Origin of the sequence: Burkholderia lata (assembly GCF_902499335.1) — a bacterium.
GTDB lineage: Bacteria > Pseudomonadota > Gammaproteobacteria > Burkholderiales > Burkholderiaceae > Burkholderia > Burkholderia lata_B.
Genome location: NZ_CABVQK010000005.1, coordinates 291,611 through 305,138, shown reverse-complemented (window position 1 = coordinate 305,138; position 13,528 = coordinate 291,611). Strand labels below are relative to the sequence as shown.

Genomic DNA, 13,528 nt, shown 5'->3' with positions numbered 1-13,528 from the left:
ATGACCCAGATCTACCTGAAACCGAACGTCGTCTTCGAACCGCTGATCAATCAATGGTATGCGTGGACTTTCCTGCTGCAGCCGGCGACCTGCGCGCTGGTGATGAAGCAGGTGCACCTGCGCATCATGGAATCCTTCATCCGTGCGCCCGAGCTGCACCGGCGTTCCGCCGCGAAGATGGCCGGCGGGCCGTTCCTCAACGGCGGCCGGGAGCTCGTGCCGGCGGTTGACGCGCTGATCCGCGACACCCGCACGCGCGCCGCGCCGCTGCTGGCGCTGGCGGACGCGCTGCGCGAGCTCGACGAGCTGCTCGCGCGGGAAGGGGGCGGCGACACGCTGTCGCCGCTGTATGCGCGGGTGCCCGAGCCGTTGAAGGGTTTCGTCGAGCTGGGCTACGACCTGCGCGGCCACGCGTCGTACCGGCTGTTCGAGCGGCTGCTGTACGACAGCGCCGGCTATCTCGACGCGCTGCAAAGCGTGAACGGCTTTCTCGCGACCAGCGACGACCGGAGCTTCATGCTCAGCACGCCGCGCTTTCCCGACGAGCACATGGTGCAGATCCGCCTGCCGTTCCGCGACGCGCTGTACGACGAGCTGTTCGCGGCCCGCCACACGGGCGCCGCGCCGGACCTGATCGACCGCCTGCTCGCTCACGCGGAGGGCGGTGCCGCGCGGCGCGCGGCGCTCGAAACCTGGTTCACGGACGCGCCGCCGCCGCGCCCGCCGTCGGTGCCGGCGCGCGCGGGGCAGCCGGTGCGGGTGCGCTACTTCAACCATGCGACGGTGCTGGTCGAAACCGCGGAATTTTCGCTGCTGACCGATCCGATCGTCGGTTATCCGCTCGGCCAGGGCGACGATCCGTTCACGTTCGCGGATCTGCCCGAGCGCATCGACTACGTGCTGCTGACCCACAACCACCAGGATCACATCGTGCTCGAGAGCCTGCTGCAGCTGCGGCACCGGATCGGCACGCTGGTGGTGCCGCGCAGCCACGGCGGGTTCCTGCAGGACCCGTCGATCCGGCTCGCGCTCGAGGCGTGCGGCTTCGAGCGGGTGGTCGAGGTCGGCGAGCTGGACAGCGTGCCCGTGCCGGGCGGCGAGATCGTGGCGCTGCCGTTCCTCGGCGAGCACGGCGATCTGCATATCGCCGCGAAGATGGCATTCGCGCTGAAGGTAGACGGCAAGAGCATGCTGTTCGCGGCCGACTCGAACAACCTGCAGCCGGAGCTGTACCAGCGCATCGCGCAGCGCATCGGCCGGATCGGCACGTTGTTCATCGGCATGGAATGCGAAGGCGCGCCGATGTCGTGGCTGTACGGCGCACTCCTGAACGAGCCGCTCGGGCGGCAGTTCGACCAGAACCGCCGGTTGAACGGCTCGGATTGCGAGCGCGCGTGGCCGCTGGTCGAGTGCTTTGCGCCGCGCCAGGTGTTCGTCTATGCGATGGGCGCGGAGCCGTGGCTCAAGTTCATCTCCAGCATCGAATACGCGCCGACTTCGCTGCCGATCGTCGAATCGGACAAGCTGATCGCCCGCTGCCACGCGCGCGACATCCAGTCCGAACGGCTGTACCTGAAGAAGGAAATCATCCTCTGAACGCGGGCGGCCGCGCGGCCGCCTGCATCGTCTCGTCGAATCGTCGAACCAGGAAAACACCCCATGCCGGATCGTCATCCGTCCCGTGTCGCTGCCGCCTTCAAGATTCTCGCCGCCACGGTCGTGCTGTTGCTGGTGATTGCCGCGGGCCTGCTGTATTGGGCGCTGCCCGCCGCGACCGGCTATGCATCGCATTACCTGTGCGTGCGCACGCTCGCCGGCGGTGACGGCGATGCGCGCGCCCTGTTCGCGCGCGAAGTGAAGCCGATCAATCCGTTGTTCAAGTTCGTCACGTACCGGATCGACCGTGCGCGACAGACCGTCGAGGCCGCCGGGCCCGGCGGGCTGCGCTCGACGGTCGCGCTGTACCGGCCGGGCCTCGGCTGCACGATCGCGCCGGCCGACGCGATCGACGCGTTGCGCGCGGAGGGCCACGGCCTCGCGCTGCCGCCCGCCGCGGCCGATGCCGGCAACGTCGACAACGCCGCCGATGTCGCGCCGGCCGATCCGCTGCCGGCGCTGAGTACCGTGCTGGATCGCGCGATGGCGGAGCCGTCGCCCGGGTCGCTGCGCAACACGCTGGCCGTGGTCGTGCGGCAGGACGGCAAGCTCGTCGGCGAGCGGTACGCGCTGGGCGTCACGGCCGACACCCCGTTGCTCGGCTGGTCGATGACGAAGACCGTCACTGCGTTGCTGGCAGGTGTACTGGCCCGCGACGGCAAGCTGACGCTCGCGCAGGATCACCTGCTGGACGACTGGGCGTCACCCGGCGATCCGCGCCAGGCGATCCAGTTGCGGAACCTGCTGCAATGGACGAGCGGGCTGGATTACCAGGAAGGCTATCTGCCCGGCTCGGACACGACGAAGATGCTGTACCAGTCGACCGACATGGCGCGCTTCGTCGCGAGCCGCGCGCTGAAGGTCGCGCCCGGCCGCGAGGTGGACTACCAGAGCGGCGGCAGCGTGCTGGTCGCGAAGATCGTCGCGCGCGCGGTCTCGCCGCGGCCGCTCGACATCGTGCCGTTCGCGCGGGCGCGGCTGTTCGAGCCGCTCGGCATCCGCACCGCGATGATGGAGCCCGACGCGTCGGGCACGCTGGTTGGCGGCAGCTACATGCTGGCGTCGGCGCGGGACTGGTCGAAGCTCGGCCAGTTGATCCTGCAGCAAGGCGTGTGGCGCGGTACGCGCATCGTCGATCCGGACTGGGTGCGGTTCATGGCGACGCCCCAGGCGGAGCGGCACGACGGCCGGCTCGGCGCGCATCTGTGGCTGAACGCAGGCGTCGGCGGCGCGCGCCGGTTTCCGTCGCTGCCGGCGGACCTGATGATGATGGATGGCTTCAATCACCAGCTGGTGGTGATCGTGCCGTCATGCCGCGCGGTCATCACACGGCTGGGCGCGACGGTGGACCGCAGCTGGGATACCGAACGCTTCGTCGCCGATGTGATGGCGAGCCTGCCAGGCTGTGCCGGCCCTGCAACCACGACTGCCGCGAGGTAAGCGAATCATGAAAATCATCGTACGCGACGCCGTGGCCGCCGATACGCCGGCCCTGTGCGAACTGTTCCTGCGCTCGCGCCGCGAGACCTTCGTCTGGCAGCCGGCCGGCGCGTTCCAGCTGGCCGACTTCGAGGCCCAGACGGAAGGCGAGCGGCTGAGGGTCGCCGAGGACGACGGCGGGCGACTCGCCGGCTTCGTGTCGGTCTGGGAGCCCGACCATTTCATCCATCACCTGCACGTGCACCGGCCGCGCCACCGGAGCGGCATCGGCCGGGCGCTGCTGCGCGCGCTGCCGGGCTGGCCGGCCACACCTTACCGGCTCAAGTGCCTGCGCGCCAACGCGCCGGCGCTGGCGTTCTATGCCGCGTGCGGTTTCGTCGAGATCGGCGCCGGCAGCTCGGAAGACGGCGAGTACCTGCTGCTCGAGTCCGGCGGCAAGGACGGCCGATGACCGTCCACCTGCGGTACTGCCTGCAGCAGGCGGCGTTGTGGGGCACCTTCGGCCTCGTGCTGCCGGTCGTCACGTTGTTCCTGCTGCACAACCATTTCACGCTGTTCGAGATCGGGCTTTATGCGGCGGTGTTCAGCCTGTCGACCATCGCGCTGGAGCTGCCGTTCGGCGCGATGGCCGACCGCGTGGGCCGCATCCGGACCTATCGCGTATCGCTGCTGATGAACAGCGTCGGCTGCGCGCTGATGCTGTGCTTCAGCCAGAAGCCGGTGCTGTACCTCGCCGCGGCGAGCTTCGGCATCGCGCGCGCGATGAGTTCCGGCACCGTCGACGCGTGGTATGTCGGCCTGCTGCGCGAGCACGGCGAGACGAACCGGATTCCTTATTTTCTCGGCCGCGCGGAGCTGGCCTCCGCGCTCGGGCTGGCGAGCATGTCGCTGGTCGGCGGCGTGCTTCCGGACCTGATCGGCAGCCGGCTGTTCGACAACCCGTACAGGATCGGCCTCGCGCTCGCGTGCGGCTTGTTCATCGTGCTGCTGGGCCTGACGTCGTGGTTTTTCGCCGAGGCGGAGCAGGCGCCGCACGAGGCCGCGCCGGCCGGCAGGATGCGCGACGATCTTCGCGAACTGGTCCGGTTCGCGTGGCATGGCGGCGCGGTGCGGCCGCTGATCCTGCTCTGCATGCTGCTCGGCGGCGTCGTGTCGGTGCTGGAGAGCTACTGGCCGGTGGTGCTGAAGACGCTCGTGCCGATGCATGGCGCGACCTGGGCGTTCGGCTTGTTCCTCACGTTGATGCTGGTCGTCAAGGGTGCGGGCGGCTGGGTGTCGTATCGCGTGATGAAGCATTGCGCCGCACGGCCGGCGCTCGCCGTGACGCTGCCGTTCGCCGGGCTCGCCGTGAGCCTCGTGCTGACGCGCTGGGCGAATCACGTGGTCGCGTTCGGTGTCGTGCTGAGCGGGGTCGCGCTGTTCCTCGGCATCGCCGGCGCGGTGGTCAACGCGGTGCTGCATCACCGGACGCCCGATGCGTTGCGATCGCGCGCCGTCTCGTTCTTTTCGCTGGTGTTCCAGCTCGGCAGCATGATCGCGTCGATCCTGCTCGGCTACCTGGTCAGCCAGTGGGGCGTGCAGGCGGTGTGGTGCGGCGTCGGCGTGCTGGTCGCGGCGGCGGCCGGGTACGGCGCGTCGATCGGCGGGTGGGCCGCCGACCCGGTGGAGGAGGCGAAGGCGACGGCGCGCGCGTAGGCCGGGCGCGCCGGTTCGATTCATGTGTGATGCGTCATGCGGTAGCGGCAATCTTTTTTTGTTTGTCACCCCACGATAGCCAAGGAGAGCGACTTTGAAACAGGAGATGCGCAACGCGATTCACGAAACGCTGGAGGCGCTCGTGTCGCAGTACGGGATAGCGGAGCTCAAACGCGTGATCGAGTTCGTCGACATCAACACGGGGCGGGTTCCGCTGCCCGAGTTGCCGAAACATCAGCGGCCGTTGCTGTTCTATTTCCCGGGGCTGGACGGCAAGCCGTGGTACGAGGCGTCCGATTATCCGGAGCTCGAGGCGTTCACGTCGACGCTCGAGGCGTCGGTCGACGTGCTGCGCGAGGAGTTTCTCGCGCAGGTGACCACACCGATGCTGCTGCCGTACGAAGAGCAGGTGGCCGGGCGTTTCGAGTCGATCCAACGGAACGACTGGGGGTCGTTCTATTTCAGGCGCAAGGGCGAGCCCGAGGTCGAGGAGAATTGCCGCCGCTGCCCGCGCACCGCGGCGCTGATGCGGCAGGTGCAGGACTTCCTCAGCCCGAGCGGCGCCTTCATCTTTTCGGTGATCCAGGGCGGTACGCGGATTCCGCCGCATTCGGACACGACGAATCTCAAACTGACCTGCCAGCTTCCGCTGATCGTGCCGCGCGGCTCGCGGCTGCGCGTCGGCGACGAGATTCGCGAGTGGCCGGACGGGCGCGCGATCATTTTCGACGATACGTTCGAGCATGAGAGCTGGAACGACAGCGACGAGCCGCGGGTCTGCCTGCTCGTCGATATCTGGCATCCGGGCATCACGCGTATCGAGCGGGACGCGGTCGAGCGGCTCGACGCCGCGATCAGCCAGCATCTCGGGCTGGATTTCAGGCCGCCGTGGGCGGAAGCGGCCGCGGCGTAACGCGGGGAGGGGCGACCGGCTGCGGGCGACCGGCTGCGGGCGGTCGCCTTCCGACATTCGACCCGTGGCAGCCGGACAAGGCTGCCGGGGCGGGCTTTCGAATCACGCGCCGAATCCGGCAATCGCTTCGACAGCCGTGCATTGGCCAGAGCGCATCGAGGCCGCGCTCCCACAGTCTGACGACCCGCAGGCGAGCCTGTCGGGCCGTCAATTCCAGCCGTTCCACCGTTCGCAACGGTTCTAGCCTGCCGGCCGCCACGTCCTGAATGACCTTGAACCTGTCCGGTTCGCGCATCGTCATCGTGATCCGTTTCGTGACAGCCGTGGCAGCCCGCTTCCGCCGGGATCGCTACGGCATCAGCCGGTCGAGCAGCGGCGACCGGAAGATCCGGTACGGGTCGTAGCGTTCGAGGGTCGCGCGCGCGGCATCCCAGCTGCTCGACGGCGGCTGGCCTTCACGATGCAGGTTCGGAATCGTGGTGGTGAGCATCGTGTCGTCTTGCCAGGCGGCCGTGTCGGTATAGGCCCAGCCCTTCGACCATTCGGGGCGCACCGTCGCATACGAGCCGGTGTAGTTCGCGAGCATCCATTGCTCGATCTCGCGATAGAAGCGATCGGCGGCCGGCGTGCCCGGCAACGTCAGGATGTCGAACCACACGGCGGTATCCCATTCCGGTCGGTCGGGGCGCGGCTTGAGCGCGGACAAGGTAGGCACGACCGCGCCCGCGCCGGCGTCGGCCGGCTTGTCGAGACCGGTGACACGGATCTCGACCGGACCGTTCATTGGATACTCGCCGCGCGCCTTGTACGTGTCGACGCGGTTCTGATAGAACTGCACGAATTCGCTGATCACGCGCTGCACGTCGGCGCGCCGCGCCAGTACCGCGTAGCCGTTCGCGGTGACGCGCAGCGTCGTCGGTCGAATGTACTGCAGCACGGTGCGCGACCAGCCCCAGATGTCCCCGCTGAGCGTGAGTGCGAGACCGGCCGTCGTGATGGCCAGTTGCGTCTGGCCGAACAGCGGCGTCAATGCGCCTTCGCCGCCGATCACGATCCGCTTGACGAGATCCGAGATGGACTGCGGGATCGAATCGGAGAACGGATAGTTGTACGGCTGCGTGACGGCGCGCGACAGGAACGGCTTGCTCGGCGTCGGCGTCCAGACCTTGAGCCACGGTTTGGTCGTGAACGGGAACCAGATGGCTTCCACCCGGCCCGCGCGATCGAGAAACGACGCGATCGTGCGGCCCGTCGAGCCGGCCGGGGCAAACAGTTCGGATGCCTGGATATCGACGTAGCTCTGGCAGCGCAGCCGCTGGTTCGGGCCTGCCGTCAGCGTGACTTCGACGACGAACGCCCGCCCGATGTGCGCGAGGAACGCGCCGATCTCGGGATCGCTGCGCTCGAACCGGCGCAGCACGTATTGCTGCCGGGTCGAATCGAACACGACCGCGGTGAGCGCGGCTACGAGATTGCTCAGCGAGCCGTAGGTATTGCCCGGTTGCAGGGTTTCGCCGGCCGCCGGCACGGCGGTGCCGTGTGCATCGATCGCGAGCGCGCCGCCGAGCGTGATGTCGCCCGGTGCAGGCGCGGCAATCACGCCGAGGCCATACTGCTCGAGCGTCGCGAGCAACGACTCCAGCGAGACGCCCGTTTGGGCGGTGACGCGCGCCGGACGCGCCGACGTGTCGACGGAGACGGCCGTCAGCGACTTCGTCGTATCTAGCAGCACGAGGTTCGCGGCGCCGGCGCTCGGGTCCAGCGTCAGCGGCGACCAGTTGTGCATGTAGCCGCGCGGGCGAATCCGGTAGCCGTTTGCGCGCGCCCAGTTGACCGTCGCGACGACGTCGTCGGCGGAGCGCGGCGCGGCGGTCCATACGTCCTGCACGGCGATCTCGCCGCTCCAGTTCTGGAATGCCTGCTTGTAAAGCGGGATGTCGGCCGGGAAGCCGGGCGGTGTCTCGCCGGCCGTCCGCGCGTGCGCCGCAATCTGATAGAGCGGTGTCCAGCCGGTGACGATGCCGGCCGCCGCGAGCTTCGCCATGTCGGCCAGGAAGGCGCGACGCGGCGCAGGTTCGTCTCGGAAGTCGTGACTCATGGTGTGCTCCAATTTTTCGGAATTGTTTTGCAGATTGGAAAGACGACAAATGACGCGTTGAGACAGGTGTGGCAATGGGTACAGGCGTGACGCTCGGAAAGCGTTGCGCGTGGGTGGGTCAGGATTGAAAAGGGCGGTGCGTCCGGCAATGCGCGGCCGCGCATCACCACGGATGTCTAAATGGAAATTGAAAAACCGCCGGACGACTTCTTCAATTGGCCGTCGGTCTGTCCTGCCGGCAAGCGGATAGGGAGATTCGACGGAATGGCGGGTGGCGAGGCGCTAGCCGCGACGATCAATAAAAGATGATTTCACGTGAATATTAATTCAATGTTTAGATTTTCTGGATAAACATGACCGCAGTTAAAAATTGATTGGCGATGCGTCGTGTATTTCGGTCGAAAGCGTAGCAATTTATCTATCGGGTGGCAAGCGCTGGGGTTGGAGAATTCCGGGTCGTTTAATATGGAAATTTTATGACGGGAAATGGCTTCTCCCTTTGTTGATATTTTGCGGCGCGGGTGTCGGTAGCCCGCCAGTCGTGGGTTGGAGGCGGTAATTATGCTTTGCTTTCGCGTAAATCGAATCGATCGTTTAGCGAATCGAAATGACCTTCGGAAGGCAATGCGTGAAGCCAGGCGGGTGAGCGGGATGGAATGGCTGAAATTCGACAATTCCTCTCTCGAACAAGGCAATCGGATGAAAATTCGTGATATGCATCGCTTGAACGATTATTGCAAAAAATCGTGGTAAACGGAGGTTGGTTTATCCTTGCATTCATAATTATACGAATGGGTAGCTTGCGGATCGATCGATTTCCAGTTATCGAACGAATTGATTTGAAAAATAGATGTCAGGTTAACTGCAAATGTCTTAAATCATCGCTATCATACGCGGCTGGGATATGCATGGATCAAATTCAATGGAAAGAATCGTTTCGTTTTTTTGATCGTAAGTTTTCGTTGAATTCGCCGGGAACGCGCCTATTCCGGGCCGGCGCCGGGTTTTCCAATTCAGGCCTTCAGCACGTCCGGCGGCGCGTTTTCATCCGGCAATGCGCATCGACTGAAATGGACGCTTCAGCCTCTTGCGGCTTCGCCAGTCGCTCGCATCGTGCTGAACAGGGAACGCCACGACGTCGTTTCGCGTGAGCCGAACGCATCGGCGGGGCGTTGCCCGCCGAAGAAGGCGCGCGACGAAGCGCGACCCGACGCGCGCCGCGCAAACCGTGCCGGCTCGCCCGCGCCGGCGTTGCGCCACGTCCTCAAGCACGCACAACAAGGAGAGTCAGATGTTCGCGAAGCTCGGGAAGGTGATTTCGAGCGCCGGCAGTGAGCGGTTCGCATCCGACATGCATGCATTGCTGGTCGAATCGATTCCGCTCGCGATCACCCGGATGACTGAATGGACGCTCGACGAGCCGGCGGGCGAAGTCGTCCGCGTGCAATCGCTCGGCGCGTTCGGCGCGCCGGGCGACGACGGGCGCGGCGAGCCGGCCGCGCACGGCGAGCGGGAACCGGCAGCGCATCCGCCGTTGAACCGGATCCTGGCGGCCTGCGACCGGCAGCTCATTCACATCAATCCGCTGATGCGGCGCGGCAATGGCGGTGAAGTCGCGCCGCCACGCGGGCCGGGCGGCGGATTTCAGTGCCATCTCGTGTCGGGCAAGGCGAATCGCCGCTACGTGATCTCGCTGCATCGCACGGCATCGCATCGCGACTTCTCGTTGCAGGAGATGTCGTTCCTGAAGAATTTCGCCGATACGCTGCTGCCGCTCGTCGAGTGGCATGCGTCGACGCGCCGGCACGGCGAGCGTGAATGCGCGACGGCGCCCGGTGCGGCGGCAGGCATGCCCGGCGTCGAGGCGCTGCGCCACGAGTTCGAATCGCGGCTCGCGCGCGTGGGGGTCGTGCTGTCGGCGCGTGAAAACGAAGTGTGCCTCGGCCTGCTCGCGGGCAAGATGCTGCGCGAAATGGCCGACGAGCTTGGTGTGAAGGAGAGCACGGTCGAGACGTACATCAAGCGCGCCGCGGTGAAGCTCGGCATCAGCGGCCGGCACGGGCTCACGAAATGGATGATCGACGATTCCGTACCGTGCGCGTCGGCGGCGTGACGCCGACACGCCGTTACGCCGCCGACGCGCGACGAACGCCGCCGGCCGACGTGCCGGGATGGCTGCGGCGCGTGCCCGCGCCGACGCTCGCCGTTGCGGGCGATGACGACGATGTCACAGGGTGTGGCAGTTCGGGCTGCGTCGCCGGCCGGATTGGCGGCATGTGACTCGAGGTGGAGGTCGGCGGCGGCCGTCCCATGTTGTTTCGTGCGTCGCCTGCGTCGGCGTCGCGCGCGCTGAAGTGCCTGGCGTGCCGCACCTGACGCGCGCACGCCGCCGGGCATGCGCGTTCGGGCCGCGGGCCTTCAGGTTCCGATGCGCGCCGACGCGTAGTCGTGCCGCACGCTTCTCGTGCCGTCCCGGCCTGCTTCCGTCGCGGTCCCGGCCGTCTCGTCGAGCATCCAGCGCGTCAGGCCATGACGCCCGCTGAAGCCCAGCTTGACGGCTGCCCGCTTTAGATAGGTCTCGACGGTGCTTTCGCAGAGCGCGAAGCGCATGGCGATGGCGGGCACCGTGTCGCCGGCCAGCAATGCCGTGCATGCCTCGATCTCGCGCGTCGACAGCTTGACGCCGGCTTGCTGCAGACGGTCGGCGAACCGCCGCGCCACGCGCTCCCGGCCCGATTGCGTCGCCGGCGGCGCGGCGGCGGTCGTACGGGCGGGCGGCGGAGCCGAATCGAGCGCCGCGACATGGCTCTCGACGATCGGAAACAGCACGTGCGAGAGTTCCTTGAGGAAGGTCCGCTCCTGCGGCGAGAAATCGTCGAACGTACTCGTGCGATACAACGAGATCACGTAACAGTGGCCGCGCTTGCGGGTCACGAGGTGGAATTGCGCGCAACGCGGCGATACGATCGCCGCCTGCGTGAGGACGAAGCGGTCGAGCTGCGCGTCGGTCGGGCCGTGGCCGGCGAGCGTGTCGTCGATGTGCAGGCGGCTCGCACCCGGGCGCGGCGGCATCTGCGGCCCGCAACAGGCAGCGGCCGGGCCGGCCTTCGCGAGCGCCGCGCCGACCGCGCCGAGGCTTCGCACTCCGGGAATGCCGTCAGGCGCGGCGTCGACCGCAAGCTCGGAGATGCGGATCTCGTCGACGGGGACCGCCGCGGCGATCAGGCTGTACATCATTCGGGGAAAGCGTCGGCTCCCGCTGCTCGAGATCGCTTCGCCGACGTGTGCGAACAATCTGCTGAACTCCATGAAAGGATTCCTGATGAGACGTTGAAGCTGCGCTTGCGCGCATGGATGCCGACATGATTTAAACACCCGGTTGCGAGCGCGTCTGTAACGGATTGCCGGGACAGACGCAGAATCGCCGGTCGCCGAATCCGGTGCGGCGCACGCCGATTGTTCCGCCCGCCTCCGACAGACGGCGCGCACCTTGTCCGCATCCGGATCGCTGCTCATCCCGCAGCTTCTGCCTGGACGGCACACATGGCCGTATCGGAGAAGATGCGGCCGCTATCCAGGCGAATGACCCGATCCGCCAGCTTGAAGTACTGATCGTCGTGGGTAATGATGACGACGCATTTCCCGCGGGATTTCAGATCGGGAACCAGCACTTCATAGAAAAATCGCTTGAAGACCGGATCCTGATCGGCCGCCCATTCGTCCAGGATATAAATCGGACGATCCTCGATGTACGCGCAAAGCAACGCCAATCGCTTGCGTTGCCCGGTCGATAACGCCCGGGTTGTCGAGTAGGTCCGGCCGGAAATCTCGATCTTGTCCCCCAGTTTCAGGGTTTCGAGGTACTTCCGGGCAAGCTCGATGCTTTCATTGCCCCGATCCGGTCCGATGATGCGATTGAACAAATGGAAATCGGTGAAGACGGCGGAAAACAGGTTGCGGTACCGTTCCCTGGCATCGTCGTCGATGACTTTTCCATCGAGGGAAATCGTTCCGCCGGTAGGCGCATAGAGGCCGCTGAGTACCTTGCCCAGCGTGCTCTTGCCGCTGCCGTTTCCGCCGATCACATAGACAAGCTCTCCGGCATGAATCGTCATGTTGATGGGGCCGAGCACGAAGTCGACCGACGACTCGTTGTCACGGTAGTTCATCGTCACGTCTTTCAACTCGATGACCTTCCATGACTTCGCCGATGGGGATTCCACGGTGCCCGGACGGGACGGTTCCTTGCGTGAGTCCTGCGTGTCGTCGATCAGAAATCCGAATTCCGCCAGCCGGGCGAGCGCGGTCTTGCCTTCGGCCACCACCGGCAGAATATTGATCAGCATGGTCAAGGGCCCCATCATGTAGAGGACGGCCAGAATGCTCGCCGTGAGTACGGAGGGATCCACGACGCCGAGCGAAGGTACGCCGAACAGCAGGAATCCGAGCAGGACCGCTACCGTGATCTGGCCGATGCTGTCGCCGCTCATGAACCAGAAGCGTTCTATGTAATTGAACCCTGCCACGCGCTTCGATGACAATTCGATCGCGGCCCGGGTAAACCAGCGTCGCCGGGCCCGGTTGAGCTTGAGCTCCTTGATTCCGAACACGAGGCCATGTGTGTATTCGTTGAACTGGACAAATTCATCGCGAACCCGCTCCGTGAAATTGACCGCCTTTCGATAGAAAAACAGATAAAGGACGAGGCCGACGATGGTCAGGATGATCGTCGAAGCGAACACGATCCACGAGAGATAGGCGAGATAGGCGATGCTGCATATCAGGATGACTGATTGAACAATGATCGTCGGTATCGTGAGCAGGGTCTGGCTCAGTTGCGGAATGTCCTGCGTCAGCATGGTCAGGACATTGGGGGCGCCGCGTCTGTCGATTTCATCCAGCGGGGTCGCCAGGATCCTTTTGCACAGGTTGACGCGCAATCTCGTCATGACTTTCATGCAGGCATAGGAGGGCATCACGGCAGCGCAGCTCCTGCTGACCACCGCGATGACATTCACCGCAATGAACATCAGCAACAGCGTCTGTCGATCATCCTGGTCACGCAGCGCCGTGCTGATCAACCCGACGCCCACGATCGACGCGATGCCGCTGACGAGGCCCGTCAGGACCGTGCCCAGCGTCAGCCAGGGATGACTGCGCCACATCAGGGTGACGGCGGAATGCCATGGCGGCGATTTGCTTTGAGCGGAATCCATGAGTTGCCAATAGGTCTCAGTTGATCAGGTGGCTGAGTTCGACATTTCTTGCCGCTGATCTCAACCTCGACGAGGTTTCGTGCTTGCCCAGGAACGTGATGCTTTCCACGATTTCCAGTGGCGAATCGGAAAACAGGATGCAGCACTTCAGCAGGCGCTGAGCACGATCCCAGCCGACGCTGTCCGCCGAATCGGCCACGCTCCGCAACGCGGCCTCGACCGACGCGGCCGTCCAGTTTTCGTTCCGTGCCAGCCGCGACTCGATCAGCCGAAGAAATTGCAGGAGCGTGCGGGGATTGCTTTCGATGCTGTACATGAGGATGTAATCGATCCGCAATTTCTTCGTGATCAACGGAAAAATCAGGTCGATCACGCCGGCAGTCGATTCGCATTTCCCATAAGCCAGTGAAATCGCGTCGCCGAGCTTGCAGTCCCGGTGAAGCGCATCCAGCGCGGCCTGTACGAACGCCGCTTCGAGGTCAACGGTGGTGATTTGCATGATTTTCAATG

11 protein-coding genes are annotated in these 13,528 nt (G+C 65.3%); 7 read left to right on the top strand and 4 right to left on the bottom strand.

Features of this window, described 5'->3' with window-relative positions; all coding sequences use genetic code 11:
• The 5 genes from BCO18175_RS14520 to BCO18175_RS14500 all read left to right on the top strand — a co-directional run bounded on the left by BCO18175_RS14520 (position 1) and on the right by BCO18175_RS14500 (position 5,704).
• Positions 1–1,596, top strand: coding sequence for an MBL fold metallo-hydrolase (locus BCO18175_RS14520; protein WP_254608074.1), 1,596 nt, complete (start codon positions 1–3; stop codon positions 1,594–1,596).
• A 63-nt stretch (positions 1,597–1,659) separates the two neighbouring features.
• Positions 1,660–3,096, top strand: a complete 1,437-nt coding sequence (locus BCO18175_RS14515; protein ID WP_174981836.1) for a serine hydrolase domain-containing protein — start codon at positions 1,660–1,662, stop codon at positions 3,094–3,096.
• 7 nt (positions 3,097–3,103) lie between these two features.
• A complete protein-coding gene (locus BCO18175_RS14510; RefSeq protein ID WP_174967209.1) occupies positions 3,104–3,547 on the top strand; it encodes a GNAT family N-acetyltransferase in 444 nt (147 codons plus the stop codon).
• Entirely contained in the window at positions 3,544–4,791 is a 1,248-nt protein-coding gene (locus BCO18175_RS14505; RefSeq protein WP_174981834.1) for an MFS transporter, read from the top strand. Before BCO18175_RS14510 ends, BCO18175_RS14505 begins: the two co-directional genes overlap by 4 nt.
• A 94-nt stretch (positions 4,792–4,885) precedes the next feature.
• A complete protein-coding gene (locus BCO18175_RS14500) occupies positions 4,886–5,704 on the top strand; it encodes an aspartyl/asparaginyl beta-hydroxylase domain-containing protein (protein WP_174967207.1) in 819 nt (272 codons plus the stop codon).
• 349 nt (positions 5,705–6,053) lie between these two features.
• Here BCO18175_RS14500 and BCO18175_RS14495 read toward each other — a convergent pair whose 3' ends face one another.
• Positions 6,054–7,802, bottom strand: a complete 1,749-nt coding sequence (locus BCO18175_RS14495) for a cholesterol oxidase substrate-binding domain-containing protein (RefSeq protein WP_174981832.1) — start codon at positions 7,800–7,802, stop codon at positions 6,054–6,056.
• Between the two features lie 180 nt (positions 7,803–7,982).
• Here BCO18175_RS14495 and BCO18175_RS40875 point away from each other — a divergent pair, with 180 nt between their 5' ends.
• Entirely contained in the window at positions 7,983–8,111 is a 129-nt protein-coding gene (locus tag BCO18175_RS40875; RefSeq protein WP_302480653.1) for a hypothetical protein, read from the top strand.
• Positions 8,112–9,093: 982 nt separating this feature from the next.
• Positions 9,094–9,915, top strand: coding sequence for a response regulator transcription factor (locus BCO18175_RS14490; RefSeq protein ID WP_174981830.1), 822 nt, complete (start codon positions 9,094–9,096; stop codon positions 9,913–9,915).
• 305 nt (positions 9,916–10,220) lie between these two features.
• Here BCO18175_RS14490 and BCO18175_RS14485 read toward each other — a convergent pair whose 3' ends face one another.
• From BCO18175_RS14485 to BCO18175_RS14475, 3 genes are read right to left on the bottom strand one after another with little or no spacing between them, the layout of a single operon-like run.
• Positions 10,221–11,318 (bottom strand): helix-turn-helix transcriptional regulator, encoded by a 1,098-nt coding sequence (locus BCO18175_RS14485; protein ID WP_254608073.1) that lies wholly within the window; start codon positions 11,316–11,318, stop codon positions 10,221–10,223.
• The gene (locus BCO18175_RS14480) at positions 11,315–13,018 is read right to left on the bottom strand and encodes a cyclic peptide export ABC transporter (protein ID WP_174981828.1); all 1,704 of its coding nucleotides are present in this window, start codon (positions 13,016–13,018) and stop codon (positions 11,315–11,317) included. Before BCO18175_RS14480 ends, BCO18175_RS14485 begins: the two co-directional genes overlap by 4 nt.
• Positions 13,019–13,034: 16 nt before the next feature.
• Complete coding sequence (locus BCO18175_RS14475; RefSeq protein WP_254608072.1) at positions 13,035–13,517, bottom strand: hypothetical protein; 483 nt, start codon at positions 13,515–13,517, stop codon at positions 13,035–13,037.
• Between the last annotated feature and the right edge of the window lie 11 nt (positions 13,518–13,528).

Bases quoted from the DNA above. Each gene is read 5' to 3' on its own strand.
- BCO18175_RS40875 (WP_302480653.1), top strand. From the start codon at position 7,983: ATGGAAATTGAAAAACCGCCGGACGACTTCTTCAATTGGCCGTCGGTC.
- BCO18175_RS14520 (WP_254608074.1), top strand. From the start codon at position 1: ATGACCCAGATCTACCTGAAACCGAACGTCGTCTTCGAACCGCTGATC.
- BCO18175_RS14480 (WP_174981828.1), bottom strand. From the start codon at position 13,018: ATGGATTCCGCTCAAAGCAAATCGCCGCCATGGCATTCCGCCGTCACC.
- BCO18175_RS14505 (WP_174981834.1), top strand. From the start codon at position 3,544: ATGACCGTCCACCTGCGGTACTGCCTGCAGCAGGCGGCGTTGTGGGGC.
- BCO18175_RS14475 (WP_254608072.1), bottom strand. From the start codon at position 13,517: ATGCAAATCACCACCGTTGACCTCGAAGCGGCGTTCGTACAGGCCGCG.
- BCO18175_RS14490 (WP_174981830.1), top strand. From the start codon at position 9,094: ATGTTCGCGAAGCTCGGGAAGGTGATTTCGAGCGCCGGCAGTGAGCGG.
- BCO18175_RS14485 (WP_254608073.1), bottom strand. From the start codon at position 11,318: ATGAGCAGCGATCCGGATGCGGACAAGGTGCGCGCCGTCTGTCGGAGG.
- BCO18175_RS14515 (WP_174981836.1), top strand. From the start codon at position 1,660: ATGCCGGATCGTCATCCGTCCCGTGTCGCTGCCGCCTTCAAGATTCTC.
- BCO18175_RS14495 (WP_174981832.1), bottom strand. From the start codon at position 7,802: ATGAGTCACGACTTCCGAGACGAACCTGCGCCGCGTCGCGCCTTCCTG.
- BCO18175_RS14510 (WP_174967209.1), top strand. From the start codon at position 3,104: ATGAAAATCATCGTACGCGACGCCGTGGCCGCCGATACGCCGGCCCTG.